The 26,696-nt window shown below is 64.0% G+C and carries 27 protein-coding genes and 1 tRNA gene; 13 read left to right on the top strand and 15 right to left on the bottom strand.

Annotation, left to right across the window (positions count from 1 at the left end; genetic code table 11):
• Positions 1–158: 158 nt before the first annotated feature.
• From pheT to pheS, 3 genes are all read right to left on the bottom strand, one after another.
• Positions 159–2,555: a phenylalanine--tRNA ligase subunit beta gene (gene pheT / locus FGE21_RS09865; RefSeq protein WP_139663115.1), complete on the bottom strand. Its 2,397-nt coding sequence runs from the start codon at positions 2,553–2,555 to the stop codon at positions 159–161.
• Between the two features lie 233 nt (positions 2,556–2,788).
• The gene (locus FGE21_RS09860; RefSeq protein WP_139663114.1) at positions 2,789–3,193 is read right to left on the bottom strand and encodes a hypothetical protein; all 405 of its coding nucleotides are present in this window, start codon (positions 3,191–3,193) and stop codon (positions 2,789–2,791) included.
• Entirely contained in the window at positions 3,190–4,263 is a 1,074-nt protein-coding gene (gene pheS, locus FGE21_RS09855) for a phenylalanine--tRNA ligase subunit alpha (RefSeq protein WP_139663113.1), read from the bottom strand. Before pheS ends, FGE21_RS09860 begins: the two co-directional genes overlap by 4 nt.
• 200 nt (positions 4,264–4,463) lie before the next feature.
• Here pheS and FGE21_RS09850 point away from each other — a divergent pair, with 200 nt between their 5' ends.
• Complete coding sequence (locus FGE21_RS09850) at positions 4,464–5,444, top strand: adenylate/guanylate cyclase domain-containing protein (protein ID WP_139663112.1); 981 nt, start codon at positions 4,464–4,466, stop codon at positions 5,442–5,444.
• A gap of 231 nt (positions 5,445–5,675) precedes the next feature.
• On the opposite strand, the gene rplT is transcribed toward FGE21_RS09850, so the two are convergent.
• The 4 genes from rplT to pyk all read right to left on the bottom strand — a co-directional run bounded on the left by rplT (position 5,676) and on the right by pyk (position 8,080).
• The gene (gene rplT, locus FGE21_RS09845) at positions 5,676–6,041 is read right to left on the bottom strand and encodes a 50S ribosomal protein L20 (RefSeq protein WP_139663111.1); all 366 of its coding nucleotides are present in this window, start codon (positions 6,039–6,041) and stop codon (positions 5,676–5,678) included.
• Between the two features lie 15 nt (positions 6,042–6,056).
• Positions 6,057–6,257, bottom strand: a complete 201-nt coding sequence (rpmI, locus tag FGE21_RS09840) for a 50S ribosomal protein L35 (RefSeq protein ID WP_139663110.1) — start codon at positions 6,255–6,257, stop codon at positions 6,057–6,059.
• 117 nt (positions 6,258–6,374) lie between these two features.
• A complete protein-coding gene (locus FGE21_RS09835) occupies positions 6,375–6,596 on the bottom strand; it encodes a hypothetical protein (RefSeq protein WP_139663109.1) in 222 nt (73 codons plus the stop codon).
• 38 nt (positions 6,597–6,634) lie between these two features.
• Positions 6,635–8,080, bottom strand: coding sequence for a pyruvate kinase (gene pyk, locus FGE21_RS09830; RefSeq protein ID WP_139663108.1), 1,446 nt, complete (start codon positions 8,078–8,080; stop codon positions 6,635–6,637).
• 503 nt (positions 8,081–8,583) lie between these two features.
• Here pyk and FGE21_RS09825 point away from each other — a divergent pair.
• A complete protein-coding gene (locus tag FGE21_RS09825; RefSeq protein WP_255731479.1) occupies positions 8,584–8,922 on the top strand; it encodes a DUF1244 domain-containing protein in 339 nt (112 codons plus the stop codon).
• Between the two features lie 192 nt (positions 8,923–9,114).
• Here the strand turns inward: FGE21_RS09825 and FGE21_RS09820 are convergent, their stop codons facing one another.
• The 3 genes from FGE21_RS09820 to dgcN all read right to left on the bottom strand — a co-directional run bounded on the left by FGE21_RS09820 (position 9,115) and on the right by dgcN (position 12,079).
• Entirely contained in the window at positions 9,115–9,975 is an 861-nt protein-coding gene (locus tag FGE21_RS09820; RefSeq protein WP_139663107.1) for a D-amino-acid transaminase, read from the bottom strand.
• 10 nt (positions 9,976–9,985) lie between these two features.
• Positions 9,986–10,951, bottom strand: coding sequence for an N-acetyl-D-Glu racemase DgcA (dgcA, locus tag FGE21_RS09815; protein WP_139663106.1), 966 nt, complete (start codon positions 10,949–10,951; stop codon positions 9,986–9,988).
• Between the two features lie 126 nt (positions 10,952–11,077).
• The gene (gene dgcN / locus FGE21_RS09810) at positions 11,078–12,079 is read right to left on the bottom strand and encodes an N-acetyltransferase DgcN (RefSeq protein WP_139663105.1); all 1,002 of its coding nucleotides are present in this window, start codon (positions 12,077–12,079) and stop codon (positions 11,078–11,080) included.
• Between the two features lie 302 nt (positions 12,080–12,381).
• On the opposite strand from dgcN, the gene FGE21_RS09805 reads away from it, so the two are divergent.
• A complete protein-coding gene (locus FGE21_RS09805; RefSeq protein WP_139663104.1) occupies positions 12,382–13,344 on the top strand; it encodes an L-malyl-CoA/beta-methylmalyl-CoA lyase in 963 nt (320 codons plus the stop codon).
• Positions 13,345–13,898: 554 nt separating this feature from the next.
• On the opposite strand, the gene FGE21_RS09800 is transcribed toward FGE21_RS09805, so the two are convergent.
• Positions 13,899–14,351, bottom strand: coding sequence for an Lrp/AsnC family transcriptional regulator (locus FGE21_RS09800; protein WP_139663103.1), 453 nt, complete (start codon positions 14,349–14,351; stop codon positions 13,899–13,901).
• 76 nt (positions 14,352–14,427) lie between these two features.
• Here FGE21_RS09800 and FGE21_RS09795 point away from each other — a divergent pair, with 76 nt between their 5' ends.
• The 3 genes from FGE21_RS09795 (at position 14,428) to rpiB (ending at position 16,709) form a co-directional block, all read left to right on the top strand.
• Entirely contained in the window at positions 14,428–15,024 is a 597-nt protein-coding gene (locus FGE21_RS09795) for a LysE family translocator (RefSeq protein ID WP_139663134.1), read from the top strand.
• A gap of 149 nt (positions 15,025–15,173) precedes the next feature.
• A complete protein-coding gene (locus FGE21_RS09790) occupies positions 15,174–16,136 on the top strand; it encodes an acetyl-CoA carboxylase carboxyltransferase subunit alpha (RefSeq protein WP_139663102.1) in 963 nt (320 codons plus the stop codon).
• A gap of 123 nt (positions 16,137–16,259) precedes the next feature.
• Complete coding sequence (rpiB, locus tag FGE21_RS09785) at positions 16,260–16,709, top strand: ribose 5-phosphate isomerase B (protein ID WP_139663101.1); 450 nt, start codon at positions 16,260–16,262, stop codon at positions 16,707–16,709.
• Positions 16,710–16,819: 110 nt separating this feature from the next.
• Here rpiB and FGE21_RS09780 read toward each other — a convergent pair whose 3' ends face one another.
• Together FGE21_RS09780 and FGE21_RS09775 are read right to left on the bottom strand one after the other, a co-directional pair.
• Positions 16,820–17,482 (bottom strand): GntR family transcriptional regulator, encoded by a 663-nt coding sequence (locus tag FGE21_RS09780; protein WP_139663100.1) that lies wholly within the window; start codon positions 17,480–17,482, stop codon positions 16,820–16,822.
• Positions 17,483–17,512: 30 nt separating this feature from the next.
• Positions 17,513–18,220, bottom strand: coding sequence for a M48 family metallopeptidase (locus tag FGE21_RS09775; protein WP_139663099.1), 708 nt, complete (start codon positions 18,218–18,220; stop codon positions 17,513–17,515).
• A gap of 108 nt (positions 18,221–18,328) precedes the next feature.
• Here FGE21_RS09775 and FGE21_RS09770 point away from each other — a divergent pair, with 108 nt between their 5' ends.
• The 7 genes from FGE21_RS09770 (at position 18,329) to FGE21_RS09740 (ending at position 24,811) form a co-directional block, all read left to right on the top strand.
• A complete protein-coding gene (locus FGE21_RS09770; RefSeq protein ID WP_139663098.1) occupies positions 18,329–18,658 on the top strand; it encodes a TIGR02300 family protein in 330 nt (109 codons plus the stop codon).
• Between the two features lie 210 nt (positions 18,659–18,868).
• Positions 18,869–18,944: transfer RNA gene (locus FGE21_RS09765), tRNA-Ala, on the top strand.
• A gap of 411 nt (positions 18,945–19,355) precedes the next feature.
• Positions 19,356–20,672, top strand: coding sequence for a chromate efflux transporter (chrA, locus tag FGE21_RS09760; protein ID WP_139663097.1), 1,317 nt, complete (start codon positions 19,356–19,358; stop codon positions 20,670–20,672).
• A 95-nt stretch (positions 20,673–20,767) separates the two neighbouring features.
• The gene (locus FGE21_RS09755; RefSeq protein WP_139663096.1) at positions 20,768–21,454 is read left to right on the top strand and encodes a paraquat-inducible protein A; all 687 of its coding nucleotides are present in this window, start codon (positions 20,768–20,770) and stop codon (positions 21,452–21,454) included.
• Positions 21,451–22,092, top strand: coding sequence for a paraquat-inducible protein A (locus FGE21_RS09750; protein ID WP_139663095.1), 642 nt, complete (start codon positions 21,451–21,453; stop codon positions 22,090–22,092). The genes FGE21_RS09755 and FGE21_RS09750 overlap by 4 nt, the downstream gene beginning before the upstream one ends.
• The gene (locus FGE21_RS09745) at positions 22,064–24,235 is read left to right on the top strand and encodes an intermembrane transport protein PqiB (protein ID WP_139663094.1); all 2,172 of its coding nucleotides are present in this window, start codon (positions 22,064–22,066) and stop codon (positions 24,233–24,235) included. Before FGE21_RS09750 ends, FGE21_RS09745 begins: the two co-directional genes overlap by 29 nt.
• 3 nt (positions 24,236–24,238) lie before the next feature.
• Positions 24,239–24,811, top strand: coding sequence for a membrane integrity-associated transporter subunit PqiC (locus FGE21_RS09740; protein WP_139663093.1), 573 nt, complete (start codon positions 24,239–24,241; stop codon positions 24,809–24,811).
• 97 nt (positions 24,812–24,908) lie between these two features.
• Here the strand turns inward: FGE21_RS09740 and FGE21_RS09735 are convergent, their stop codons facing one another.
• Together FGE21_RS09735 and FGE21_RS09730 are read right to left on the bottom strand one after the other, a co-directional pair.
• Positions 24,909–26,018 (bottom strand): Xaa-Pro peptidase family protein, encoded by a 1,110-nt coding sequence (locus FGE21_RS09735; protein ID WP_139663092.1) that lies wholly within the window; start codon positions 26,016–26,018, stop codon positions 24,909–24,911.
• A 111-nt stretch (positions 26,019–26,129) separates the two neighbouring features.
• On the bottom strand, positions 26,130–26,375 hold the full coding sequence (locus FGE21_RS09730; RefSeq protein WP_176695406.1) for a hypothetical protein: 246 nt from the start codon (positions 26,373–26,375) through the stop codon (positions 26,130–26,132).
• Between the last annotated feature and the right edge of the window lie 321 nt (positions 26,376–26,696).

Below are 26,696 nucleotides of genomic sequence, written 5' to 3'. Positions count from 1 at the left end.
CAGATCTAGCCGGCCCTGACCCGCAGGCCAAGCCGCAGTGCAGGCGGGGGCCTACTGAGGCTGCCGTCGCGCCATCCCACCTCCGGGCGGTGCCCACAAAAAAACGCGCCCTGACCGCAAGGCGCGTTCCTTCTGTTCAGTCGTGGTCGTGACCGGGGTCAGCCGCGCAGCGTGCCGCCGGTCGCCTTGGTCACTTTGGCGACGATTTTCTCGCTGACCGCCTCGATGTCCTTTTCGATCAGCGTCTGCCCCTTGGGCTGCAGACGCACGGCGAGAGCGAGGGATTTCTTGCCTTCGCCCAGCGACCCGCCGATGAATTCGTCAAAGACCCGCACGTCCTCGATCAACGCCTTGTCGGCGCCGGACGCCGCATTGACCAGCGTCAGCGCCTCGACCTCTGCATCGACCACGAAGGCAAAGTCCCGCTCCACCGATTGCAGATCGCTGATCTCCAGCGCCGCACGTGTGGCACCGCTCTTGCGGGGCAGCGGGATTTCCTCGGGGTAGAGGGTGAAGGCCACCGCCGTGCCCTTGATCCCGAGCGCGCTCAGCACCTTGGGATGCAGCTCTCCGAACACGCCGAGGGTCTTTTTCGGCCCCAAGCAGATCCGCCCGTGGCGTCCCGGATGCCACCAGACATCGCCCTCGCGCAGGATCTGCACCTTGGCGGGGGCACCGATGGCCGCCAGCACCGCCTCGGCGTCGGCCTTGGCGTCGAAGGCATCCATCACCCGCGAGGCCCCGTGCACATCCTTCGGCCCGTCCCGGTTCACCATCAGCCCGGAGATCTGGATACGCTCCTGACCGGGCTCGCCACCGGTGAAGGCAGGGCCGACCTCGAACAGCGCCACATCCGAAATGCCCCGCGCCTGGTTGCGCGCAGCAGCCTGCAGCAGCCCCGGCAGCAGATCGGGGCGCAGATGCGACATCTCCGAGGAAATCGGATTGGCCAGCATGGTCGCATCGGTGCCGCCACCAAAGAGCCCGGCTACGGGTTGATCGATGAACGTGTAGCTCACCACCTCGTTGTAGCCCAGCGCCGCACAGGTGCGCCGCGCCATCTGCAGCCGCCGCTGCTGCGCCGTCATCACCGGGGCCGGAATACCCGAGGTGAGACGCGGCAGCGGCTTGCCCTCAAGTTTGGTCAGAGAGGCAATCCGCGCGACTTCCTCGACCAGATCGGCCTCGCCCTGCACATCCGGGCGCCAGCTGGGCACATGCGCCATGTTGCCCTCCAGCCGGAACCCCAGACGGGTGAGGGTCTGGCGCTGCTCGCTTTCGGGAATGTCCATGCCGACCAGCGACTGGACCCGTTCCGCGTTCAGCCGGTAGGTCCGGGCGTGATCGGGCACATCGCCCGCGGTGACCACCTCGGAGGGCTCTCCGCCACAGAGATCCAGAATCATCTGCGTCGCGCGCTCCAGACCCTCAAAGGTGAATTCCGGGTCGACGCCGCGCTCAAACCGGTATCGCGCATCGGAGTTGATCTTCAGCGCACGCCCGGTTGTGGCGATCTGGATATGGTCCCAAAAGGCGCTCTCGAGGAACACATCCACCGTGTCATCGGTGCAGCCGGTTTCGGCGCCGCCCATGATGCCCGCGATGCTCTCGACGCCGCGATCATCAGAAATCACCATCTGGCCCTTCTGCATCACATATGTTTTTTCGTCGAGCGCCTCGATCTCTTCGCCGCCTGCCGCACGATGCACCCGCAGGTTGCCTGCGACCTTGGCCGCGTCAAAGACATGCAAGGGTCGGTTCTGATCGAAGGTGAAGAAGTTGGTGATATCCACCAGCGCCGAAATCGGCCGCAGGCCGATGGCAACCAACCGGTCCTGCAGCCATTTCGGGCTGGGGCCATTGGTGACGCCCCGGATCAGACGGCCGGTGAACAGCGGACAGCCGTCCTGCGTGTCGTCATCGATGGTCACTTTGATCGGGCTTGCGTATTGCCCCTCGACGGGCCTGTAGTCGGTGGTCTTCAGCGTCCCGAGCCCCCGCGCGGCCAGATCGCGGGCAATGCCATAGACGCCAAGCGCATCGGGACGGTTCGGGGTGATCGCGATGTCGATCATCGGATCGACTTTGGCCGGGTCATTCGCCGCCAGCCAGTCCACCAGCCTGTCGCCCACCTCGCCGGAGGGCAGCTCCACGATGCCATCGTGATCCTCGCCCAGCTGCAATTCCTTCCAGGACGCCATCATGCCATGGCTTTCGACGCCCCGGATCTTGCCCACGGAGAGGGTAAAATCCAGCCCCGGCACGTAGTCGCCCGGTTTGCACAGCACCACGGTGATGCCCTCGCGCGCATTGGGAGCGCCGCAGACGATCTGCTTCTCGCCCTCATCGGTCAGCACGCGACAGACCCGCAGACGGTCGGCGTCGGGGTGCTGCTCTGCGCCCACCACCTTGGCCAGGGTGAAGGCCCCGAGGCTGTCGGCGGGGTTCACGACCTCCTCGACCTCCAGCCCGAGGTCGGTCAGGGTTTCGGTGATCTCCTCGACCGAGGCATCGGTGTCGAGGTGGTCTTTCAGCCAGGAGAGGGTGAATTTCATGTCTCAGCGCCCTTTTGGCAGGTGAATGCGGTTAGCAGAGGCAATGGCAAAGATTGCCGCCCGTTGCAAGTAATGAGGCCATTCAAAACCGCCGTACCCGAGCCCAAACAGGCGCAAAGCGACGTGGGGAACATCGCAACCCAAGGCGCGCGGCCGACCGGGTGGGCGCAACGCGCCCGCCGTGGGGCGGGCGGACGCGTGCCGAGCCGCAAGCGACCCGGCTGGAAATCAAATTAGAGACCAGTTAATTTCGCCAGCCATCCTGCGACCAACGAGGCAACAACGGAAACAAGAATAGTAGGAATGTTCACCTGCACATTTCGGCCCCATCGCTTCAAATTAGGTTCTGCTACTGCAAAACCTTTGGAAGTAACTCGATAAATAATCTCTCTTTGGATAGGCCGCCCATCATTTTCAGTCTTTGGCCATTCAGTAGAGGCAAGGCCACTTGCTAGATAGTTTTGCTCGTCATGGAGAACAACGTATCCATCATCGGCCAGCAACGCATAATCTTGAATTCTCTGTATCTCTTCATCCGTCGCGTGTGTAACCACAGTAACCGTGATTGCGCCAGAACGGTCGCCCGAAAGCTCCTCTCTTAACCGGCGAAAAGCCACGTTGAGGCGCGTGCTTGTCAACGGCTCAGGCCACCATGCAGCGTCGGGACATCGAGGCAGCTGAACCCGTAGTGACGCAGCCAGCGCAGGTCGCTCTCGAAGAAGGCGCGCAGATCGGGGATGCCGTATTTCAGCATCGCCAGACGGTCGATCCCGATCCCGAAGGCAAAGCCCTGATACGTGTCCGGGTCGATGCCACCGGCGGCGATCACCTTCGGATGTACCATGCCGGAACCGAGGATCTCGAGCCAGTCGTCGCCCTCGCCAATCTTCAGCGTGCCGCCTTCCCAGCTGCAGCGGATGTCGACCTCGGCAGAGGGTTCGGTGAAGGGGAAATGCGAGGCCCGGAAGCGCAGCTCCACATCGTCCACCTCGAAGAAGGATTTGACGAATTCCTCCAGCACCCACTTCAGGTTCGCCATCGAGATATCGGTGTCCAGCGCCAGGCCTTCGACCTGGTGGAACATCGGCGTGTGGGTCTGGTCGTAATCCGCGCGATAGACGCCGCCCGGACAGATGATGCGCAGCGGCGCGCCCATCTTCTCCATCGAGCGGATCTGCACCGGGCTGGTGTGCGTGCGCAGCACATGCGGCGGGCGGTTGTCGCCCTCGGCGCGGTGCATGTAGAATGTATCCATCTCGGCCCGCGCGGGGTGGTGGCCGGGGATGTTCAGCGCGTCAAAGTTGTACCAGTCGGTATCCACACGCGGCCCTTCGGCCACAGAAAACCCCATCTCGGCGAAGATCGCGGTCAGCTCTTCCGAGGCCTGGCTGATCGGGTGCAGGCTGCCCTGACGGCGCGGCCGGGTCGGCAGCGTCACATCGAGCCACTCCGAGCGCAGCCGTTCGTCCAGCGCCGCGTCGCCCAATGCGGCCTTCTTGGCGGCGAGGGCGGAATTGATTTCATCCTTCAATGCGTTCAGCGCCGGGCCTGCCACCTGGCGTTCTTCCGGGCTCATCTTGCCCAGCTCGCGCATCTTCAGGGCGACTTCGCCCTTCTTGCCGACAGCGGCGAGGCGCACGGCCTCCAATGCGTTCTCATCACCCGCCTCGGCAATCTGCGCCAGGTATTTTGCTTTAAGATCGTCCATGACGGCCCCTCACGTCTCGCTTTGTGCCCTGCTACCACACGAGGCGTCGAAAGCAAGCGCCGGCGTCCCCTGGCCCGCCCCGGGTGTCGCCGTCAGCCCACGATCGCGCACGCCAGCCGGGGGCCGTGACAATCGCCGCTCTTGCATGCGGCGTACCAAAGGCCCACCTTAGCGGCAGAGCTTGCACGGAGCCGGATTTCATGACCGAACGGATTACACGGAAACTGACCACCATCCTGGCTGCCGATGCAGAGCAGTTCAGCACCGCCATGACCGCAGATGAAGTCGGCACCTTCACCGAGCTTCAGGCCGCACGGGATGTGTTCTTCAAGCTCATCTCCCGCCACGGCGGCCGGGTCGCCAATACCGCAGGGGACGGGCTGATCGCGGATTTCCCCTCGGTGGTGGAGGCCGTGCAATGCGCAATCGAGGTGCAGCAGGAACTCGCCGCAAAGGATACCGCCCTGTCCTTCCGAATCGGCGTGCATCTGGGCGATGTGATCTGCGACGGAGAGGATCTGATTGGCGAAGGCGTCAATCTTGCCGCCCGGCTGCAGACCATGGCAGAGCCTGGCGGGGTGTTGATCTCGCAGCAGGTCTACGACCATGTGAAAAACAAGCTCACCATCGGGTTCGAATATCTCGGCGACCGACGGCCGCGCAATATGCCCGAGGACATTCCCGTTTACCGGATCGCGCTCGGCGCCCCCCGGCGCAGCAAGACCGCGCAGGTCTGGCAGGACCCCGACCCGTTTTCCGACGCCCCGACGCGGGTGTTCGACGGCGCGCCGCCTCAGGCCGGGCCCTCCAGCGGCCGCCGCGCACGCGCCCTGTTCGCGCGCAATTGTGACGGCCGGCAGCGCCCGCTGAGCTTTGGCCGTGCGGGCGCGACTCTGGCGCTGATCGCGGCGGGCCTGTTTATCGTCGACATCTCGACCGGCCGCGGCTTCTGGTCCCATTGGGTACTGCTGGTGGTCGCCGCCCAATACGGATTGCGCAATGCCGACCTCCTGTTTGGCCGCAGCGAGATCCTGTCGCTGCCGGTCAAGCTCTGGGTGATTGCCGCCTTCCTGCTGTGCATCAACCTGTTCAGCTGGAGCGGCTACGCCTGGTCCATGTGGCCGATCGGCGCCTTGGTGATCGCCTCGCTGGCGCGGCGGATTTCATCGCAACCGGAATAGGCCACATCGCAGGGGGCGGCGGCTTTCGCCCCGACCGCAACGCTGGGTGTGACCCTGCACGTATTGCGAGCGGCACCTATTGCAACGGGCATGACCACGGCCCGAACGACGGCACGAACGACGGCCCGAAAAAATACGCACGAAAAAACCCGCCGGTCTGCACCGGCGGGTTTCGGTCAGGTCGGATTGACCAAACTGACGAATAACGGGTCAAGACCCGGCAGACAGCCCTCAGGCGGCCAGCGCGTCCTGAGCCTGACGCACGATGGCGCCGAATGCTTCGGGTTCGTGCACGGCGAGATCCGCCAGAACTTTCCGGTCCACTTCGATACCGGCCAGGTTCAGACCGTTGATGAAGCGGGAGTATGTCAGAGCTTCGTCGTGACCACGGACCGCGGCGTTGATACGCTGGATCCACAGAGCGCGGAAGTTGCGCTTGCGGTTCTTCCGGTCACGGGTTGCATATTGGTTTGCCTTGTCGACGGCCTGACGGGCGACTTTGAAGGTGCTCTTGCGGCGGCCATAGTAACCTTTGGCGGCCTTGATGACCTTCTTGTGACGGGCGTGAGTTGTGGTACCACCTTTAACGCGGGACATATCTCTTATCTCCTCTTAGCGGTCGTAGGGCATGTAGCCCTTGACGATCTTTGCGTCGGGGGCGGACAGGGTTGTGCTGCCACGGGCATCACGAATGAATTTCTTGTGACGTTTGATCATGCCGTGGCGTTTGCCGGCCTGACCTGCCAGGACCTTGCCTGTCGCCGTCACCTTGAAGCGCTTCTTGGCGCTCGATTTTGTCTTCATCTTGGGCATTTCCGTCTCCTTCTTCGTAGGTTCGCTACACACGCGACTCGGCATGCCACTTTGGCCGGTCCCGCGATCAGACGTGCCCTTTACGGCAGCACCGCCGCAAGAGCAAGCCCATTTTACCTAGAGCAGACGAGCAATGACGCGGAAAAACACATCCGGCACATCATAGAAAGCATAGCCCCCCGGATGGGCCATCACCGCCCAGACCAGACAGCCTGCGCCCAGCGCAAACATAAGCGCCGCAGCCAGGGGGCTGCGGCGACTTGCATAGGCCGAAAAGAACGACGGGATTCCGAGCCAGATCAGGACCAGCCCAATCACCAACACCGCATCCGTATCCATCGCGAGCGACCCCCTGTTATACGGTCGGGGGCAGCCTATTATTCCGGGTCGGTGTTGTAAATCATGCGCTCATCGCAGGGGGCGATACGCAGGATATTGGTGGTGCCGGGCACATTGAACGGCACACCGGCGGTCACCACCACCTGATCGGTTTCGGTTGCAAAGCCGCCAGAGCGCGCCGCCCGTGCGGCCGAGACGACCGCCCCTTTGAACCGGTCCACCCGCGCCGTGACCACACAGTTGCAGCCCCAGCTGAGCGCCAGACGGCGGGCCGTTCCCTGCAGATGCGTCATGGCAATGATCGGCACGTTGGGCCGCTCCCGCGCCGTAAGCAGCGCAGTGGTGCCCGATTGCGTGAAACAGCAGATCGCCTTTATCTCCGTCTTCTCGGCGATTTCACGGGCAGCGGCGACGATACCGTCGGCGATGGTGTCCCCCTTTGAGGAGCGCGATGCGGAGATGATCTCGCGGTAGGTCGGGTCCTGTTCCACCTCGGTGGCGACCCGGTCCATGGTCTGCACCGCCTCGATCGGATATTGGCCCGCAGCGGATTCAGCGCTGAGCATGATCGCATCGGTGCCCTCGTAGATGGCCGTCGCCACGTCAGAGACTTCGGCCCGCGTCGGCATCGGGCTCTCGATCATGCTCTCCAGCATCTGGGTGGCCACGATCACCGGCTTGGCGGCTGCGCGACATTTCCGGATGAGACGCTTCTGGATCGGCGGCACTGCGGCCACCGGCAGCTCGACACCGAGATCGCCCCGCGCCACCATGATCCCGTCAGAGGCATCGAGGATTTCGGCAAAGTTGTCCACGGCCGAGGGTTTTTCGATTTTCGACAGCACCGCTGCACGACCATCGGCCAGTTGCCGGGCTTCAAACACGTCCTTGGCCCGCTGCACAAAGGACAGCGCCAGCCAGTCGACACCCAGATTGCAGACGAATTCCAGATCCGCGCGGTCCTTTTCGGACAGCGCCGCCAGTGGCAGAATCACGTCCGGCACGTTGACGCCCTTGCGGTTGGAGATGGTGCCGCCGGTGATCACCACGCAATTGGCAAAGTCATCGCCGCAGTCCTCGACCTTGAGCCGGATCTTGCCGTCATTGACCAGCAGATGCGCGCCCGGCTCCAGAGCCTGGAAGATCTCGGGATGGGGCAGGCAGACCCGGTTGAGGTCGCCCTCGGCAGCGTCCAGATCAAGCCGGAACTTCGCGCCTTCGACCAGTTCCTCGGATCCGCTGGCAAAGACGCCGACCCGCAGCTTCGGCCCCTGCAGGTCGGCAAGGATGGCGATGGTCGAATCAAGGTCGGATTCGATCTGACGAATGATCTTGTGCTTGGCCGCAATTTCCTCGTGGCTGCCGTGGGACATGTTCAGACGAAACACATCGGCGCCGGCCTCATGCAGGGCGCGGATCGTCTCGTAGGTTTCGGATGCCGGGCCGAGAGTGGCCACGATCTTGACGTTGCGTGTACGTTTCATGGGCTCTTTATTTCCTCCGGCTATCGGGTGCGAACGGCAAGGGGCCGTTGTTGAGACCTGCGTTCCCGCATCGGCACCCCTGTCCTGGTCAGGAGCACCCGATGCATGTTAACGCAAACATCGTTGTCGGTCTTATGGCTCAATTCACATTATGCCGCAACTCTTCTAAAGCTGCGCTATCAAATGATGACAGGCCCAAGACGGATCCAATACGGGCCCATGACATAGTCAGCCTATTTCACCCATGGCCCGCCCGGCAACAGCCGCTGGCTGATCATCTACGATCATGCCATCCATAAGAGACAACTGGTGGTGCCCCGCGTGGTTCCGGTGCAGATTCGGTGCAGATCCGGGCCTGCCAGAGGCGGATATGGCAGAGGCAGATATGGCAGGCAAGGCGCGTGTGGCCGTGACCTGCCCCCCCCTGCGCCCTTGCCCCCTTGACCGGGCGTTGCTACCTCTGTCGGTACGACCCCTGCAGCACGCGGACACAGGAGCCAGACATGAGCACTCAGCCGGATATCGACGCCCAGACCCAGATCGAACTGGAGGCGGCGGCCTTTCGTCGTCTGCGCCAGCACCTGATGCAGGACCGCACCGATGTGCAGAACATCGACATGATGAACCTCGCCGGGTTTTGCCGCAATTGCCTCAGCCGCTGGTATCAGGAAGCCGCCAATGCGCGCGGCATCGACCTCGACAAGGAGGCCGCGCGCGAGATCTTTTACGGCATGAGCATGAGCGACTGGAAAGCCAACCACCAGACCGAGGCCACCGCAGACAAGCAGAGCGCCTTCAAACAGGCCTTCGCCGAGAACGTAGGGAGCGACACGACGGGCTAGCCCGCCGACCGCAGCCCAATCACGTGTCGACCACGGCGGCGGATGTGGCAAATCTTCTCCGCCCGGTCCATGCTGCCACATGCAGACCAGCAACGCGCGGGTCCACTGTCACGAGCGACCCTGCCTTCATACGAAAACCGCCCCGGGGATCTCCGGAGCGGCATAGTTTCGCGAGGTATGACGCGGTCTGGATCAGATCGCCGTCCTGACGCTTTCTTCCAGGTAGATCTCGCGCAGACGCCGGGCAATCGGGCCGGGCGTTCCATCGCCCAGGCTGACCCCGTCGATCTCGACAACAGGCATCACGAAGGCCGACGCCGAGGTGGTAAAGGCCTCGTCTGCGGCCTGGGCCTCTTCAATGGTGAACAGGCGTTCGTCAATCTTCAGCTGCGCCTCGGAGGCCAGCCGCAACACGGCCTTGCGGGTGATCCCATGCAGGATCTCTGTCGACAGCGGGCGGGTCACGATGACGCCATCCTTGACGAAATAGGCATTGTTCGACGTGCCCTCGGTGACATGGCCGTCCTCAACCATCCAGGCGTCATCACAGCCCGCTTTCTTTGCCATCATCTTGCCCATGGACGGATAGAGAAGCTGCACCGTCTTGATGTCACGGCGCCCCCAGCGGATATCCTCGATCGATATGATCTTGGCGCCTTTTTTCGCCGCCGGACTGTCCGCAAGACCGGGTTTGTTCTGGGTGAACAGCACCAGTGTCGGCGGCGTATCCGCAGCAGGAAAGGCGAAATCCCGGTCGCCGTCAGATCCGCGCGTCACCTGGAGATAGACCAAACCCTCGTCGATCCCGTTCAGCTCCACCAGCTTGCGATGGATCTCCAACAGGTCGTCACGGCTGCAGGGCTCGGCCATGTCCAGCGCATCCAGCGACCGCTTCAGCCGCACCACGTGGCCTTCGAAATCGATCAGCTTGCCCCCCAGAACAGAGGTCACCTCATAGACCCCGTCCGCCATCAGAAACCCACGGTCAAAGATCGAGACCGTGGCTTCGGTTTCCGGCAGGTAGTCGCCATTCACATATACGGTACGGGTCATTGTCATCTCCTTAGCCCCAAAGCGCCGATTTTGGCGGGTGCACTCCCGCCGCATCAAAGACCAGCGCATCCGGGCGGTCTTCGGCCAGAAGCAGCGGCCCGTCAAGATCCGTCACCAATGCCCCCTGCGCCAACAGCGTTGCGGGCGCCATCGCCAGCGACGAGCCCACCATGCAGCCAACCATCACCTGATAGCCCTCCGCCAGGGCCGCATCACGCAGCTTCAACGCCTCGGTCAACCCGCCGGTCTTGTCCAGCTTGATATTGACGACGTCATATTTTCCACGAAGCCCGGCCAGGCTGGCGCGATCATGGCAGCTCTCGTCGGCGCAGACCGGCACCGGGCGCTCCAGGCCGATCAAAGCCTCATCCTCACCGGCGGGCAAAGGCTGTTCGACCAGCTCCACCCCCAACCGTAGCAGATGAGGCGCCAGCTCGGCATAGACATCCGCCGACCAGCCCTCGTTGGCATCGATAATGATCCGCGCCTCAGGCGCCCCCGCCCGCACGGCCTCAAGGCGCGGCATATCCTCGGGCGTGCCCAGCTTGATTTTCAGCAGGGGACGATGAGCATTCAGGGCCGCCTGCGCGCGCATCTCTTCCGGTTCAGCCAGCGACAGGGTATAGGCGGTGATCTCCGGTCCCGGGGCCGCCAGACCTGCCAGCTCCCAAACCCGCTTTCCCGCCTGTTTCGCCTCAAGGTCCCACAGCGCGCAATCCACTGCGTTGCGCGCCGCCCCCGCAGGCAGCAGCTGCTGCAGCTCGTCGCGCGTGAAATGCGCAGGCAGCCCCTCGATCTCGGCCGTCACAGAGGCCAGCGTCTCGCCATAGCGCGCATAGGGCACACATTCGCCCCAGCCTGTGTGCCCCCCGTCCTCGATCCGCACCGTCAGCACATGGGCTTCGGTCCGCGACCCACGAGAGATGGTGAACACCTGAGCCAGCCTGAAAATATCTGATGTTACACTGATCCGCATGCCATCCCCTCTCTGTCATCCCCGGGTCGGCTGCGCAAAGCTGCGGCCCCCGATTTCATCTTTTCCAAAATACCTCCACCGGAGGCATCCGACAGCGCGCCAGACGCCTCCGCCGCACAGGACAGATCAGATCGCGGCAAGCGCGTCCACCAGACGCCCTGCACCATGGCGATAGGGATCGACCGCAGGCAGCCCCATCCGGTCTTCGACCTCTTTCAGATAGGCCACGGCATCATCCTCGCTCAGATGCTGGGTGTTCACCGAGATCCCGACGATCTGACAGGCCGTGTTGGACCGCAGCGCCAGCGGCAGCGCCACGTCCCGCAGCTCTTCCAGCGTCGGCACATCATAGTCGGGCAGACCACGCATGTGGCTGCGGGTCGGCTCATGACAGAGGATCAGCGCATCCGGCTGCCCGCCGTGCACCAGCGCCATGGTCACACCGGAATAGGAGATATGGAACAAGGACCCCTGCCCCTCGATCAGATCCCAGTGATCCGGGTCATTGTCAGGGGTCAGATATTCAATCGAACCGGCCATGAAATCGGCAATCACCGCATCGAGCGGCACCCCGTCGCCGGTGATCAGGATCCCGGTCTGGCCGGTCGCGCGAAAGGTGGACTTCATGCCACGCGCCTGCATCTCTGCATCCATGGCCAGCGCCGTGTACATTTTGCCGACGGAACAGTCGGTGCCGACAGCGAGACAGCGCTTGCCGCTGCGGTGCTTGCCATCGGCGATCGGGTATTTGACCGAGGGCACCCGAACGTCATGCAGCTTGCGCCCGGTCGCTTCGGCGACCGCCGCCAGGTCCGGCTCGTCGCGCAGCAGGTTGTGCAGGCCAGAGGCGATGTCGAACCCCTCTTCCAAGGCCTGAACCAGCACCTTCTTCCACTCCGGACTGATGAGACCTCCGCGGTTGGCAACGCCGATCACCAGCGTTTTTGCCCCGGCCGCACGGGCCTCTTCCAGCGTCATTTCGGTCAGCCCGAGGTCGGCACCGCATCCGGGCAGGCTGATCTGGCCAACCGCATGATCCGGGCGCCAGTCGCGGATACCAATGGCAACTTTCGCAGCCAGCATGTCGGGCGCATCGCCGAGAAACAGCAAATAGGGGGTCTCGATCATATCCGGCGTCCTTTTATGGATGTGTCGCAATCCACGTTAACTTGCGGCAAAGGGACTGCAAGTTCCTCTCTTTTTTGCCGCTGCAGCGCAGACCCATCGAAGAAATGCCCGTCCGTTCGCCAATTTGCCGAAGATTCTCCCTCTGAGCGCGCCTCTTGCGCTGAAACAAGCGCGCCGCTGGATGGGGCGCGTTGCGCTGCGGCATAATCGTGCTGCAGAAGCAAAAGCCGCTTGCCTTTCGCCACGCAACGAAATAACCAAATTAGGATGATTTTTGAAATTTACGAACCCGGAGAACCCTGATGAGCTTTCGGATCCAGCCCGCCGCGCCCGCCCGCCCCAACCGCTGCCAACTGTTCGGTCCCGGCTCAAACACCAAACTCTTTGCCAAGATGGCGGCCTCGGCAGCCGATGTCATCAACCTCGATCTCGAAGATTCCGTGGCGCCATCAGACAAGGACCAGGCCCGCGCCAATGTCATCGAGGCAATCAACACCGTCGATTGGGGCCGCAAGACCCTGTCGGTCCGGATCAACGGGCTCGACACTCCGTGGTGGTACCGCGATGTGGTGGACCTGCTGGAACAAGCCGGCGACCGGCTGGACCAGATCATGATTCCCAAAGTGGGCTGCGCAGAGGATGTCTATGCGGTGGATGCGCTGGTCACCGCAGTCGAACGGGCCAAGGGGCGGGCCAGATCGGTCTCTTTCGAAGTTATCATCGAATCGGCCGCGGGGATCGCCCATGTCGAAGCCATCGCAGCCGCCTCGCCGCGCCTGCAGGCGATGAGCCTCGGAGCTGCGGATTTTGCCGCCTCCATGGGCATGCAGACGACGGGCATCGGCGGCACCCAGGAGGATTACTACATGCTGCGCGACGGGGCAAAGCACTGGTCGGACCCGTGGCATTGGGCGCAGGCCGCGATCGTCGCCGCCTGCCGCACCCATGGGGTGCTGCCTGTGGACGGGCCGTTTGGTGATTTCTCCGACGACGAGGGCTATATCGCGCAGGCCAAACGCTCTGCGACTTTGGGGATGGTCGGAAAATGGGCGATCCATCCGAAACAGATCGCTTTGGCCAATCAGGTGTTCACCCCGTCAGAGGAGGCCGTCGCCGAGGCCCGCGACATCCTTGCGGCCATGGAGGACGCCAAATCCAAGGGCGAGGGCGCGACAGTCTACAAAGGTCGGCTGGTCGATATCGCGTCCATCAAACAGGCCGAAGTCATTGTAGCCCAGTCGGAGCTGATCGCGCAGGCCGGATAGCGCAGGGGACCGATCGTCGGCGCCTCCGTCCGATGCCCGATACCGGCGCCCGAGAAAACAGGCGCGGTGCCAGTCCGAGTGAACCTTCTACCGAGCGATCCTTCGTCTGCGATCACCAGAAGGGGTGAGGCTCCCGCCCCTTTTCGGAATGAGGCAAAGCCTCCCCCAAAAGCGTTGGGCCGGGCGGGGGCCGCGCCGAAGGCGCGGCCCCCGCCCCCCGGCGATGCACAACGTGCAGCGCAACCCCTCCGGGACACGGGCAAACCCGGCCCGCTCCCCGTTTGGAACGTCCGTTTGCCAAAAGGCCCCTTTGTATCAAGCTCGAAACGAGGCGGGAACGATAAGGTGGCGGCGCCGCCAGATCGGATGTAGACGGGCGTATCCGCCCGCGCGCTAAACGTTGTCTCTGCACGCTCCCCGCGTGGGGAAGCCGTCTCCATGGGCTGGCCGGACAACAGGTTGCCCGGCATATGATCGCGATCCCCGACAGGCTAGTTTCCATTCGTCAGGATCCCGACACCAGAGCGTCCGCACCGCGTGCAACACCACGCGCCTCAGGCCCGCAGATCCTTGGGCGACCCCATCACTACATAGGTCGTGATCCCTGTTACGAAGGGAGAGGTGCCGAGAATATCCGTATGAAACCGCTTGTAGCTTGGCAGATCAGCACATTCCACGCGCAGGATATATTCGATGGTCCCGGTGATATTATGACATTCCACTACCTCCGGCGCAGCAGACATCGCCTGTTCAAACGCCGCCTGCGCGTCCTTCGTGTGCTCCCCAAGACTGACCCCGATATAGGTGACAAAGCCGATCCCCATCGCGCTTCGGTCCAGAACCGCCCGATAGCCGGTGATCACGCCGTCCCGCTCCAACTCCTGCACCCGGCGCAAGCAGGCCGAAGGAGACAGGCCCACACGGTCAGCCAGTTCGAGATTGGAGAGCCGGCCATCACGGGTCAGCTCGCGCAATATATGTTGGTTGATTTTATCATTCTTCGCCATTTGTTGCGAACATATCTGGAAACTCATCGGAAACGCAATTTCAAACCCCGGGTTTTGGCGCAGGATATTGTGCATGATGACCCATGACCTGCTCGCGGCGCTTGCGCTCTTTGCCTTTGTCTCCTCGATCACGCCGGGGCCCAACAACCTGATGCTGATGGCCTCCGGGGCGAATTTCGGCTTTCGGCGCACGATTCCGCATATGCTCGGCGTGGCGCTCGGTTTTGTGTTCATGCTGCTGTTGGTGGGGGCCGGACTGGTGCAGATCTTTGATCTCCTGCCGGTCACCTACACGCTGCTGAAAGTGGCCTCGGTGCTGTATCTGCTTTATCTTGCGTGGAAAATCGCCCATGCGGCCCCGGTGAAAACCCGGGACGGGACCGGACGCCCCATGAGCTTCCTGCAGGCTGCGGCCTTTCAATGGGTCAACCCCAAGGCCTGGGCCATGGCCCTGACCGCCATCAGCGCCTACACCCCCGAGCGCACGCTCTGGGCCATTTTGCTGGTGGGCCTGATCTTCGGAGCGATCAACCTGCCCTCTGTCGGATCATGGACCGTGCTGGGGCAGCAGATGGCCCGGTTTCTGACCAGCCCGAAACGGCTTGTGGCCTTCAACTGGACCATGGCGGCGCTGCTGGTCGCCTCGCTCTATCCGGTGGTCTGGACCGGCTGACCTCTGCCGCTCAGCCCCCCTTGCACCTGCCGTCCCGGCGGCGCTCACCGCGGTCGCAGCGCCCCGAGGCAATCCCGATCCAATACGGAGAGTTGCATCAGGGGCCGGGTAAGTCCATATAACGGGCAAACCGTGACAGTAGAGACAGCATGACCCAGTATCTTGAATTCGAAAAACCGCTGGCCGAAATCGAAGGCAAGGCGGAAGAGTTGCGCGCGATGGCACGCAGCAACGAAGAAATGGATGTGGACGACGAGGCCGCAGCGCTCGACAAAAAGGCCGCGCAGCTTCTGCAGGACCTCTACAAGGACCTGACGCCCTGGCGGAAATGTCAGGTGGCGCGGCATCCGGAGCGCCCGCATTGCCGCGATTACATCAACGAGTTGTTCACCGAATACACGCCGCTGGCCGGGGATCGCAACTTTGCCGATGACCTGGCGGTGATGGGCGGGCTGGCCCGGTTCAACGATCAGCCGGTGATGGTGATTGGCCATGAGAAGGGCTCTGACACCAAATCCCGCATCACCCACAACTTTGGCATGGCGCGGCCCGAAGGCTATCGCAAGGCGGTGCGCCTGATGGAAATGGCCGGCCGGTTTGGTCTGCCGGTGATCACGCTGGTGGACACCACGGGCGCCTACCCCGGCAAAGGGGCCGAAGAGCGTGGCCAGTCAGAGGCCATCGCGCGGTCAACGGAGATGTGCCTGAAAATCGGTGTGCCGCTGATCTCGGTCATTATCGGCGAAGGCGGCTCTGGCGGCGCTGTCGCCTTTGCCACAGCCAACCGGGTCGCGATGCTGGAACATGCGGTCTATTCCGTCATCAGCCCCGAGGGCTGTGCCTCGATCCTGTGGAAAGACGCGGAAAAGATGCGGGAAGCCGCAGAAGCGCTGCGCCTGACGGCACAGGACCTGAAGGCGCTGGATGTCGCCGACCGGATCATTCCGGAACCTCTCGGCGGTGCCCATCGCCACCCCGACGCCAGCTTTCGGGCGGTCGAGGCGGCGTTGCGCGAAATGCTGGCCGAGCTGGGCGACATGAAGCCGGCCGAGCTGATCGCAGACCGGCGGAAGAAATTCCTCGATATCGGATCAAAGGGTCTGGCCGCCTGAGCCGCGCGATTTGACTGAGCCGACCGGTCTGACTGAACCGCCCACACGCGCAACAGCTGCTCCGCTCCGGTGACCCCACCACTGCCACCCCTTACTCGCCTTCTGAAACGGGACGCCCCTGACATGACTGCCAACAACCGCATCGTTCTTTCCAGCGACCACGCCGCTATCGCCCTGCGTCAGACCCTCGCCGCCCATATCACGACACTTGGATGGGAGGTGGTCGATATCGGCCCGACCACACCGGAAAGCACCCACTACCCCAAACACGGCGAAGCGGCGGCACAGCGGATCGTGTCCGGCGATTGTCGGCTGGGCATAGTGCTCTGCGGGACCGGCCAGGGCATCATGATGGCTGCGAACAAGGTCAAGGGGATCCGGTGCGGCGTCTGTTCCGATACATTCTCCGCCCGGATGATCCGCCAGCACAACGACGCCAACATGCTGTCAATCGGCGCCCGTGTGGTCGGCGAAGGGGTGGCGCTCGATATCGTCGATGCCTTCCTCTCGGCGGAGTTCGAAGGCGGCCGCCATGGCACCCGCGTGGATATGATCACCGCGCTGGAGCAATAAGTCCCCCGGCGTAGAGTGGCGGCGCAGAGTGGCGAGACATTGGCCGGACAAGGACCGATCAATGCCCGCCACCTGTCTCGTCCGCCGCCTACCTGGCCAGTCCAGCCCGTCTAGCCCACCAGCAAACGCAGCCCCTGCGTCACATCAGTGCGCACGGCCAGCCGCAGCCCCGGTTCATCACCCGCCTTGAGCGCCGCAATGATGAGCTTGTGATAATAGGGCGGCTCGGTTCGCCCCAGACGGCCATAGAGCGCACGCATGGTCGGTCCGAGCTGCAACCAGACGGTTTCGGCCATGGCCAGCATCGCCGGCGCCTGCGCCCGCAGGTAGAGCGTGCGGTGAAATTCCAGATTGGTCCGGATATAGCCGATGGCGTCCCGCTTCGAGATCATCTCGGCGACGGTGCCATTGATCGCCTGCAGCCGGTCGATCAGCGCCATATGCGCCCGTGGCAGCGCGCGGCTGGCCAGCTCCACCTCCAGCAAGGCCCGCAGCGCCGCCAGCTCCTCGATCCGCTCGTTGGAGAGTTCGGGGGTTGAAACACGGCCGGAGCTGGACAGAAACAGCGCCCCCTCGGCCACCAGCCTGCGCACCGATTCCCGGGCAGGCGTCATCGAGACACCATAGTCCTTGCCGATTCCCCGCAGGGTCAGCGCCTCGCCCGGCGAAATGGCCCCATGCATGATCCGCGTGCGCAAGGCACGGTACACCCGGTCATGCGCAGATCCTGTGTTTTCGGCAATCGGCCGGTTCCCGGTCAGAATTTTATCCATCTGCACATGTGATCACAAAAGCGGCGGAGATCAATCCCCTTCGCCCTCCGGCGCATCTTGGAACCGGTAGCGGTGCAGCGCGTTGCCCTCGGTGCGCAGCCATGTCCGCGCGGCGGAATAGTCACCATAGAGCGCCTGCACCACCTCCCAGAAGGCGCGCGAATGGTTCATCTCCTGCAGGTGGGCGACCTCATGCGCCGCGACATATTGCAAGACCTCGGGCGGGGCCAGGATCAGCCGCCACGAATACATCAACCCGCCCGCAGAGGAGCAGGAGCCCCAGCGCGACCGGGTATCGCGCAGCGTGAGGCTGTGATAGCGGCGGCCGAGTTTCTCCGCGTAGTGGTCGGATGCGGCCGCCAGCCGGTCGCGTGCCACCTCGCGCAGGAACCGCTCCAGTCGGCGGGCGGGCGCGGGTCCGGGCACCTCAAGCACCCCGGCGCGCCAGATCACCCGACGCCCTGTGCCCGGCCGCATCTCGGTGGCCACACCATCCAGCGGCAGCACCACCCCATGCGCCACCCGAAGGTGATCGGGCTGGCGGGCAAGGTGGCTGCGGATCCAGTTTTCCTTTTCCAGCAGAAAGGCGCGGCCCTCGCGTTCGGGCACCCGCTGCGGCAAAGTCAGCGTCACCCGGCCGTCCAGCGCAGAGATGCGCAGGGACAAACGGCGCGCGCGGGCCGATCTGCGAAGTTTCACCCACACCTCTGGATCGCCGGGCAGGCGCAGTTCTGACATGGTTTACCCTCTCCGGACGCAGGCACGCAAAGGCTTTGACAGGCTCCGCCGCATATGGCAAGGCACCTGAATCGTCGAACGACTCACGCTTTTATCAAGGGGATCCCAATGCCCAAGGAAGAATGGGGTACGAAACGTGTCTGCCCGACCACCGGCAAACGCTTTTACGACCTGAACAAGAACCCGATCGTCAGCCCCTACACAGGCGACGTCGTGGTGATCGACACATCCAAAAGCCGGATGATCGAAGCCGATGCCGAAGATGCTGCAAGCCTGAAGGCCAAGCAGAACGAAGACGCTGATGATGCCGTGCTCGAGGATGACGAGGAAACCGTTGATCTGGATCTTGGGGATGACGTCCTCGAAGATGATGACGACGAGGACGAAGTCTCGCTCGACGAAATCGCGGATGTTGCCTCGGATGACGAGGAAACCTGAAGATCTGCCGCTTCCCCACGTGCCTTGAGACAGGGGCGTGGGGCCGCAGTTCCCTTTGCGGCGAGACTTGCACAGGGCCGCATATACAGAGCCGCACATGAGGGTGGAAAAAACTGTCCGGGTCGCTGCATTTTCCGCTTGCAGCACAGACGGTCCTCCCTTAAACGACCTCTCACACCGAACGGGCGCACAGCCTGAACAGTGCAGAATGGGGCCTTAGCTCAGCTGGGAGAGCGCCTGCATGGCATGCAGGAGGTCAGCGGTTCGATCCCGCTAGGCTCCACCATTCCACCGATGAAATACAGAACTGAAGAGCACCCGCCAGAATAGGCCCGTGGTGCAGCGGCTTTGCCTCTGCCGCGCAGAGGGGTGCTGTTTGTCCGTCGGTAGATCCCGACAGCCTCGTCCATGGCGCAAGGATGCCCCCCCCTGGCCCCCCCCTGGCCCCCCCCTGGCCCCCCCCTGGCCCCCCCCTGGACCGCCCCTCCTGGCGTCGGCGGGGATGGGATGTTTTGCACGCAGGCCTTCGATCGCGCAAATGTGGTCTGGACCCGCCGGGGCGAGACATGCACATTCGCCACGATGGTCCGGAAGATCGGGATGGAACTGAATGCGCTCGCGAGAGCGGCGCTCGCCAGGCGCGCCCCATAGCACTCAAAGACCACCACCGGCCCGCACCACCGACAGGGATATGATCATGGCAAATGCGACCGAAACCGCGGCGGATGCGGCGCCGACACTGGCGCAGGCTGCGCGGGTCTGGGCAAGGATTGGCCTGCTGTCCTTTGGCGGCCCTGCGGCGCAGATTGCGCTCATGCACAGGGAAATTGTCGAGGGTCGGAAATGGCTGTCCGAACGGCAGTTTCTGGACGGGTTGAGTTTCTGCATGCTGTTGCCGGGGCCCGAAGCCATGCAGCTGGCCACATATGCCGGGTGGCGGATGCATGGCACCCTGGGCGGGCTGGTGGCGGGGCTGTTGTTTGTCATCCCGGGCGCGGTGGTGATCATGGCCCTCGCCGCGATCTACAGCAGTTTCGGCCATGTGCCTTTGGTCGAGGCGTTGTTTTTCGGGATCAAGGCGGCGGTTCTGGTGATCGTTGTCGAGGCGCTGGTCCGCGTTGCAAAAAAGGCCCTGTCACACAGGCTGCACTGGGCGATCGCCGGGGCCGCCTTTGTCGGTATTTTCTTTCTGTCGCTGCCCTACCCGCTGATCATCCTGATCGCAGCCCTTCTGGGCTGGCGTCTGGCCAGCAGGCAAGCGGGGCAGGACAGCATGGATGCAAACGGGGATATGAACGCGGATACAGACGCGATTTCCCTGCGCGGATCGCTGGCGACCATCGCGATCTGGCTGGCGATCTGGCTGCTGCCGCTGGCGGCGCTGGGGTGGCTGGCCGTCCCCGAGATCCTGCTGGAGCTGGGCAAATTCTTCTCCACCCTCGCGGTTGTGACATTTGGCGGTGCCTACGCCGTTCTGGCCTATATGGCGCAGGATGTGGTCGTCCGGTTCGGCTGGCTGAGCGCAGTGGAAATGGTCGATGCCCTCGGTCTGGCCGAGACCACGCCGGGCCCGCTGATCCTTGTGACGCAGTTCGTGGGGTTTCTGGCCGGCGCCCGCGAGGGTGGGCCGGTGCTGGGTCTCGCAGCCGCCCTGGTCACGCTATGGGTGACCTTTGCGCCGTGTTTCCTGTGGATCTTTGCCGGCGCGCCCTACATCGAATGGATCGGCAGACAGCCGCGCCTGAAAGCCGCCCTGAGCGCGATCACCGCTGCGGTTGTCGGGGTGATCCTCAACCTGTCGATCTGGTTCGCGCTTCATGTCCTGTTTTCCGACGTGACCCGCAGGCAATGGGGGCCGGTGACACTTTGGCACCCGGAGCCTGCCTCGGTCGACGGGCTGGCGCTGGCGCTGTTTCTGCTGTGCGGCGTGCTGGCCTTTGGGGGGCGCTGGGGGATATTCCGCATTCTCGTCACAGCCTCGCTCCTCGGCGCCGGGCTGCGGCTGTTGTGGTGACCGACAGCAGGCGGCCGGAGCGAGACACCTTGCCTATTCCCCGCCCCGCCGTCACTGTATCGAAGAAAGCTACTCCGGACAGGATCACACAGGACATGGTGCGTCAAAACGACGTTTCGATCACAGCGGCGGACGACCTTGGCGCGCTGGTGGTGTGCCCGTCCTGCGACGCGCTGTACCGGATGCCAAAGGTGGCGCCCGGCGAAGATGCGATCTGTCACCGGTGCCACCGGGTCCTTGCGGCCCCTCGGCGGCGGGCCGGCATGCAGATCATCTCGTTGGCGGCGGCAAGCCTCGTGTTCCTGGTGGCGACGCTGTTCTTCCCGTTCCTCAAGATCTCGGCCGCCGGTCTGCACAATGCCACCTCGGTGCTCGATGTGGTGCTGGCCTTCACCAACAGGGAGCTGGCGCTTCTGGTGCTGTTCACCGCCGGCTGCATTCTGGCGATCCCGGCGCTGCGGATGGGGTTGCTGCTCTATGTGCTGGTGCCGCTGGTGTTCGACCACCCGCCGCGCCCCGGCGCCCGCGCTGCGTTTCGCCTCTCCGAGCGGCTGAAACCCTGGTCGATGGCCGAGATCTTTGCGCTTGGCTGTGCCGTGGCGCTGATCAAGGTCAAGGATCTGGCCCAGGTGGAATTCGGCCCTGCGTTCTGGATGTTTGCGGGTCTGGTGTTTCTGGTGCTGCAGGTCCAGCGCAATCTCTGCAGCCGGTCTGTCTGGGATGCGCTGGAGCAGGTCCCGGATCGCGACATCCCTGCACCGTTGCGGGAACATCGGACATGAGCGACCGGGCGGATGTCCTGACCGCACGGGATGCGGGCCTTGTGGGCTGTCGCGACTGCACCCGCGCCTGGCCTGTCACAACCGAGATCTGCCCCTGTTGCGGCAGTGCGCTGGTATCGCGCGACAGCGGCTCCCTGCAGCGGGTCTGGGCCTGGTGGCTGGTGGCGCTGATCTGCTACGTGCCCGCCAACATCTACCCGATGCTGCGCACCAGCACGCTCGGCTCGGTCTCGCAGGATACGATTGTCGGCGGTGCCATCACCCTGGCCGAGCACGGCTCCTACAGTGTGGCGGCGATCATTCTGCTGGCCTCCGTGGTGATTCCGACGCTGAAATTCCTCGCCATCGCCTATCTTGCGATCAGCGTCGCGCGCCCCGCCTCCACCCGCCCGAGGACACAGCATCTGCTCTATGAAATGGTGGAATATATTGGCCGGTGGTCGATGATCGATGTGTTTGTGGTGGCGATCCTGTCGGCGCTGGTCCATCTGGGCAGCATTGCCTCGGTTGAACCGGGTCCCGCCAGCCTCACCTTTGCGCTGACGGTTGTATTCACGATGATTTCCGCGCAGAGCTTTGACAGTCGGCTGATCTGGGATCAGCTTGAAGATGAGAAAGACGACACCCTTGCCCCTTGACCCGCCAGAGCTGAAAACCACCCCGGCCCGCCGCCCCCTGCACCAGCGCATTTCCCTTGTCTGGCTGGTGCCGCTGACGGCGGTGATCATCGCCGTGGCGCTCGCCCTGCAGACCTGGTCGGCGCGGGGGCCCTTGATCGATATCGCCTTTGAAGAGGCCTCCGGCATTGCCGCAGGCAGCACCGAGCTGCGCTATCGGGACGTGATCGTGGGCCATGTGGAAACGGTGGAGTTTGAAGCCGGCCTCGACAAGGTCTCCGTCAAGGTGCGGCTGAACAAGGACATCGCGGATTATGTCGATCAGGACGCGGCCTTTTGGGTGGTCAAACCCGAGGTCACCACAACCGGCGTCAGTGGCCTGAATACGGTGCTGTCCGGTGTCTTCATCGCCGGTGTCTGGGATGCGGAGCCGGGCGGCGTGGTGCTGCGCCACGAAGGCCAGTCCAAGGCCCCGCTTCTGGCGCCCGGCGACGCGGGGCTTTTGCTGATGCTGGAGGCCGCCGCCGGCGTCGCCCTGACCGCGAATGCACCGATCACCTACAAGGGGCTAGAGGTTGGCCGGATCGGCACGCCGGAGCTGTCGGCGGACCGTCAGATCGCCACGGCACCTGCTGTGATCTTTGCGCCCTATGATCAGCTTGTGCGTTCGACCACACGATTCTGGGACACCTCCGGTTTCTCCTTCTCGCTGGGGGCCAGTGGTGCGGAGCTGGATTTCTCCTCGCTGTCCTCGCTCATTGCAGGCGGCGTGAGCTTTGACACGGTGATTTCCGGCGGCGTTCCTGCGGCGCAGGACGACGCGTTTCAGGTCTTCGCCTCGCAGAGCGACGCCCGCCAGAATGTCTTTGACGCGGGCCGCGGCACCGGCGTGCCCTTCACCATCATTTTCGAGGACAACGTCAGCGGGCTGGAGATCGGTGCCCCGGTCGAAGTGCGCGGCCTGAAGATCGGCGATGTGACCGGCATCACCGCAATCGTGGACGAAGCCCGCTACAATGACAGCAAGGTCCGCCTGCAGATCAGCGTCGAGCTGAACCCCGGAGAGCTGCGGCTTGCCTCGCTCGACGCCGGGGTCGAGATCGCGGATGAGGCGGTGGATGAGGCGGTCGAAGATTTCCTCGCGCGACGGGTCCGGGGCGGGCTGCGGGCGCGGCTGGCCTCGACCGGGCTGTTTGCCACCGGGCTGAAGGTCGAGCTGGTCGATGTGCCCGACGCCCCCGCCGCCGAATTGCGGCGTGACAATGCCCCCTACCCGCTGATCCCCGTCACCGAGAGTGACATTTCCGACGCCGCCGCCAGCGCCGAGGGCATGATGGCGCGGCTCGGGGATCTGCCGATCGAGGAGCTGATGCAATCGGCCGTGCGCTTCCTCGATACCGCCACCGGTCTGGCGGCCAATACGTCGGTGCTGGTGCAGGATGACACGGTCCGCGCCATTCCCGGCGATGTGCGGGCCCTGCTGGGCGACGTGCGCGGGGTCGTTAGCGCAGCCGAAACCCAGGCCCTCCCGGTCCAGGGCGCGCGACTGTTGTCAGATCTGAATGCCACCGTTGCCGATCTGCGCGGGTTGATCACCCAGGTCGAAGAGGCCCGCGCGGTGGAGAAACTGGTGCAGACCGTCGAAGCTGCAGGCGCCGTCGCCGCCTCGGCCGAGGCCAGCCTGAGCGGCGTTCCGGGCCTGATCGAGAGCCTGACCGAGACAGCCGCCACCGCACGGGATTTGCCGCTGGAGGCGCTGGTCACGCGGGTCACGGATGTGGTCGCGGATGTCGAAACCCTGCTGGAACACCCCGGAACCCGCGCCATTCCCCAGACGCTGAACGCGACGCTCGAAGAAATGCGGCTGGCGCTGGCGGAGCTGCGCGAAGGGGGAAGCGTCGCGGCCCTGAACCAGACCATGGCCTCGGCCCGCTCTGCCGCAGCCGCCGTCGAGGAGGCAACAGTGGACCTGCCCAAGATCAGTGCCCGCATCGAAGCGCTGCTGCGGCAGGCCTCGGCCACGCTGGCGGGCTATGATCAGGGATCGGAAATCAACCGCAGCGCCCGGGCCGCGATGACCGCCTTGGCGCGGGCCGCAACGGCGGTCGAAAGCCTGGCCCGTGCGCTGGAACGCCGACCCAACTCACTTATAATGGGACGATAGATCATGAGACAGACCCTGACCGCCGTTGCCCTGACATTGACCACGGCCCTGTTGGCCGGCTGCAGCGGCGATCCTGACCTCTATGTGGTGCCGAAGTCGGACGTCACGGCGCCGGTACGGATCTCCTACCGCTCTGTCGCCCTGCGGGAGGTCTCGTTGCCGACCTATGCCGCGTCCCAGGACATCACGCTGGCGGATGAATTCGGCAAGCTGACCACCAGCGCCGACAGTCTCTGGGCGGATGAAGGAGACCGGGCCGTGACCCTGCATCTGGTGCGCGCGCTCAGCGCCGTCACATCGGCGCGGGTCGCCTCGGACCCCTGGCCGTTTCTCAACCGCCCCGAGGTGACGATCGACGTCCGCTTCGAAGAGTTCCTGGCGGCCCAGAGCGGCACATTCACCCTGCGCGGGATGTATTTCATTGCGCCCGAAGACGTGAACCGCGCCGACAGATCCCGCAGCTTCGAGATCACCGAGAGCTTTGCTGCCGATCAGGGGATTCCGGCCATTGCCGCCGCGCGCTCTGCCGCGCTCGGGACATTGGCAGAGGATATCGCCAGCCGCGGGCTGCGCTGATCTGACCCACGGGCTGCGCCGATCCCCCGACCAAAAGGGCGCGTCGGCGCGACGCTGAAGCCCGGCGCGCCCGTGTCCCCGTGCCGTGGCCCCCCGCCTATTGGCCGAGAACCACCATGTCGCGCGGCATCTCGGAGAAGATCTCTGCCCCGCCTGCGCGCAGGATCACGATTTCCTCCAGGCGGACGCCGAACTGCCCCTCGAGATAGATGCCCGGCTCGATCGAGAACACATTGCCCTCGGCCAGAACCACGTCGGAATTGGCGGAAATATAGGGGGGTTCGTGGATATCCACACCAAGCCCGTGCCCGGTGCGATGCAGGAAATGCCCACCGTAGCCGGCCGCCGTGATCACATCGCGCGCCGCCTTGTCGACCTCCGAGGCCCGCACGCCGGGCTTGGCCGCCGCGACGGCCGCCTGCACCGCCTGTTCAACGATGCCAAAGACCTCGCGATAGCGGTCGTCAGGCGTGCCGAAATACCCGCAGCGGGTCATGTCGGACGGGTAGCCATCCAGTCGGCAGCCCGTGTCGATCAGAACCGCCATGTTGTTTTCCAGCCGCGTCGCGCCCGGATAGTGATGGGGGAAACCGGCAGAGGCGCCGAAACAGATCGAACAGAACTCCAGCTCGGCGCCGTCTTCTTTGTACGAGGCCTTGATCACCTCGACGACGTCCTGTTCGCTCATGCCCGGCTTCAGCGCGGCAAAGGCCGACCTGACTGCGCGGTCATTGATCAGATGCGCCGCCTTGATCGCCTGAAATTCCGTCTCATCCTTGGCCGCACGCAGCCGCCCCACGGTATCATCGGTGAAGCGCCGACGCGGCGCGTCCAGCGCGTCCAGAAGCCGCAGCGCGAAATCCGTGCGCATGGTTTCATCCAGCACCACCGACAGCCCCGCCCCGGTGGCATCGCTCGCCTGCAAGAGGGCGGCCAGCGCCGCTTCGGGGCCATCGTCGTCCCGCCAGGGGTGAAAGGGCAGATCAGTGTCCGCCCGCGCCGCCGCCGCGTTCAGGGCGGGCATCAGAAACCCGGCATAGCCCTGACTGACCAGCAGCATGACGGGGCGTTCATCGCCGTGCGGATGCACCCCGGACAGCCAGGCCATATGGCTGGACGGGCCGAGGGCCACAAGATCGGTGCCGGTCTCGGCCATACGCCTGCGCAGGGCGGAGAGGCGGGCTTGGCTGCGGGGGAATGCGGTCATGAGGGGCTCCGGGACAGGCGGCGACCAAACTGGCGGGGTGCCAAGCTGGCCGGCTGCGAAAGCGATATGGGATCCGGGCCACCGCTGCGTTGGCGGTCCGGCAAGCGGGTGTCAGTCTTTTTCGACCAGGCGAGAATAGGCGAAATCGGCGGTCGCGCCAGTCACATATCCGGTCCCTACGGTATCCATAGCGACCTGATAGGCCGCCTGGAACATGATCACGATGAGCGAGGTCTCCTGCACTTCTTTCTGCAGGTCACGATACATGTCAAGCCGGAGCGGCGCATCGCCTCCGACACTGCGGCCATTGTCCGGTCCTTCATCTCGGCGGGAACCTCGATGGACTTGCCAGGTCATGGTTGCTGCTCAGTGGTCGCCATCGCGACGATTTCCCCCGACGCCGAACTGGTCGGTCAACTGGGCTGGGGTTCGGCCACAGACCTGCCTGCCATGTCTGGTGTTCGGACGGTCGCGACGTTCAACGAACTGCATGACGCAGGCTACGCCGCCCAAGACCGCGTTTCCTCGCCGAAGAGAGACTGCGCCTTTCGGCAATGGTGACACTCGCATTTGCGCTCTAGCGAACTGGCCCGGTCGGCACGCAGCGCCGCTGTAGAAACGGGCACGTCTGAATCGGGGACAACGGAGCCAAACCTCCCTCTCTCGATCCACCGTCGG

This window comes from Phaeobacter sp. B1627 (assembly GCF_006265095.1).
Lineage (GTDB): Bacteria > Pseudomonadota > Alphaproteobacteria > Rhodobacterales > Rhodobacteraceae > Epibacterium.
The sequence above is the reverse complement of the archived record's forward strand: the minus strand, read 5'-3'. Positions and strand labels throughout refer to the sequence as shown.

What these genes read in the sequence shown, in the direction of transcription:
- pheT (WP_139663115.1), bottom strand. Translation starts at nt 2,555, where the DNA reads ATGAAATTCACCCTCTCCTGGCTGAAAGACCACCTCGACACCGATGCC.
- pheS (WP_139663113.1), bottom strand. Translation starts at nt 4,263, where the DNA reads ATGGACGATCTTAAAGCAAAATACCTGGCGCAGATTGCCGAGGCGGGT.
- FGE21_RS09850 (WP_139663112.1), top strand. Translation starts at nt 4,464, where the DNA reads ATGACCGAACGGATTACACGGAAACTGACCACCATCCTGGCTGCCGAT.
- rplT (WP_139663111.1), bottom strand. Translation starts at nt 6,041, where the DNA reads ATGTCCCGCGTTAAAGGTGGTACCACAACTCACGCCCGTCACAAGAAG.
- rpmI (WP_139663110.1), bottom strand. Translation starts at nt 6,257, where the DNA reads ATGCCCAAGATGAAGACAAAATCGAGCGCCAAGAAGCGCTTCAAGGTG.
- FGE21_RS09835 (WP_139663109.1), bottom strand. Translation starts at nt 6,596, where the DNA reads ATGGATACGGATGCGGTGTTGGTGATTGGGCTGGTCCTGATCTGGCTC.
- pyk (WP_139663108.1), bottom strand. Translation starts at nt 8,080, where the DNA reads ATGAAACGTACACGCAACGTCAAGATCGTGGCCACTCTCGGCCCGGCA.
- FGE21_RS09825 (WP_255731479.1), top strand. Translation starts at nt 8,584, where the DNA reads ATGAGCACTCAGCCGGATATCGACGCCCAGACCCAGATCGAACTGGAG.
- FGE21_RS09820 (WP_139663107.1), bottom strand. Translation starts at nt 9,975, where the DNA reads ATGACCCGTACCGTATATGTGAATGGCGACTACCTGCCGGAAACCGAA.
- dgcA (WP_139663106.1), bottom strand. Translation starts at nt 10,951, where the DNA reads ATGCGGATCAGTGTAACATCAGATATTTTCAGGCTGGCTCAGGTGTTC.
- dgcN (WP_139663105.1), bottom strand. Translation starts at nt 12,079, where the DNA reads ATGATCGAGACCCCCTATTTGCTGTTTCTCGGCGATGCGCCCGACATG.
- FGE21_RS09805 (WP_139663104.1), top strand. Translation starts at nt 12,382, where the DNA reads ATGAGCTTTCGGATCCAGCCCGCCGCGCCCGCCCGCCCCAACCGCTGC.
- FGE21_RS09800 (WP_139663103.1), bottom strand. Translation starts at nt 14,351, where the DNA reads ATGGCGAAGAATGATAAAATCAACCAACATATATTGCGCGAGCTGACC.
- FGE21_RS09795 (WP_139663134.1), top strand. Translation starts at nt 14,428, where the DNA reads ATGACCCATGACCTGCTCGCGGCGCTTGCGCTCTTTGCCTTTGTCTCC.
- FGE21_RS09790 (WP_139663102.1), top strand. Translation starts at nt 15,174, where the DNA reads ATGACCCAGTATCTTGAATTCGAAAAACCGCTGGCCGAAATCGAAGGC.
- rpiB (WP_139663101.1), top strand. Translation starts at nt 16,260, where the DNA reads ATGACTGCCAACAACCGCATCGTTCTTTCCAGCGACCACGCCGCTATC.
- FGE21_RS09780 (WP_139663100.1), bottom strand. Translation starts at nt 17,482, where the DNA reads ATGGATAAAATTCTGACCGGGAACCGGCCGATTGCCGAAAACACAGGA.
- FGE21_RS09775 (WP_139663099.1), bottom strand. Translation starts at nt 18,220, where the DNA reads ATGTCAGAACTGCGCCTGCCCGGCGATCCAGAGGTGTGGGTGAAACTT.
- FGE21_RS09770 (WP_139663098.1), top strand. Translation starts at nt 18,329, where the DNA reads ATGCCCAAGGAAGAATGGGGTACGAAACGTGTCTGCCCGACCACCGGC.
- chrA (WP_139663097.1), top strand. Translation starts at nt 19,356, where the DNA reads ATGGCAAATGCGACCGAAACCGCGGCGGATGCGGCGCCGACACTGGCG.
- FGE21_RS09755 (WP_139663096.1), top strand. Translation starts at nt 20,768, where the DNA reads ATGGTGCGTCAAAACGACGTTTCGATCACAGCGGCGGACGACCTTGGC.
- FGE21_RS09750 (WP_139663095.1), top strand. Translation starts at nt 21,451, where the DNA reads ATGAGCGACCGGGCGGATGTCCTGACCGCACGGGATGCGGGCCTTGTG.
- FGE21_RS09745 (WP_139663094.1), top strand. Translation starts at nt 22,064, where the DNA reads ATGAGAAAGACGACACCCTTGCCCCTTGACCCGCCAGAGCTGAAAACC.
- FGE21_RS09740 (WP_139663093.1), top strand. Translation starts at nt 24,239, where the DNA reads ATGAGACAGACCCTGACCGCCGTTGCCCTGACATTGACCACGGCCCTG.
- FGE21_RS09735 (WP_139663092.1), bottom strand. Translation starts at nt 26,018, where the DNA reads ATGACCGCATTCCCCCGCAGCCAAGCCCGCCTCTCCGCCCTGCGCAGG.
- FGE21_RS09730 (WP_176695406.1), bottom strand. Translation starts at nt 26,375, where the DNA reads ATGACCTGGCAAGTCCATCGAGGTTCCCGCCGAGATGAAGGACCGGAC.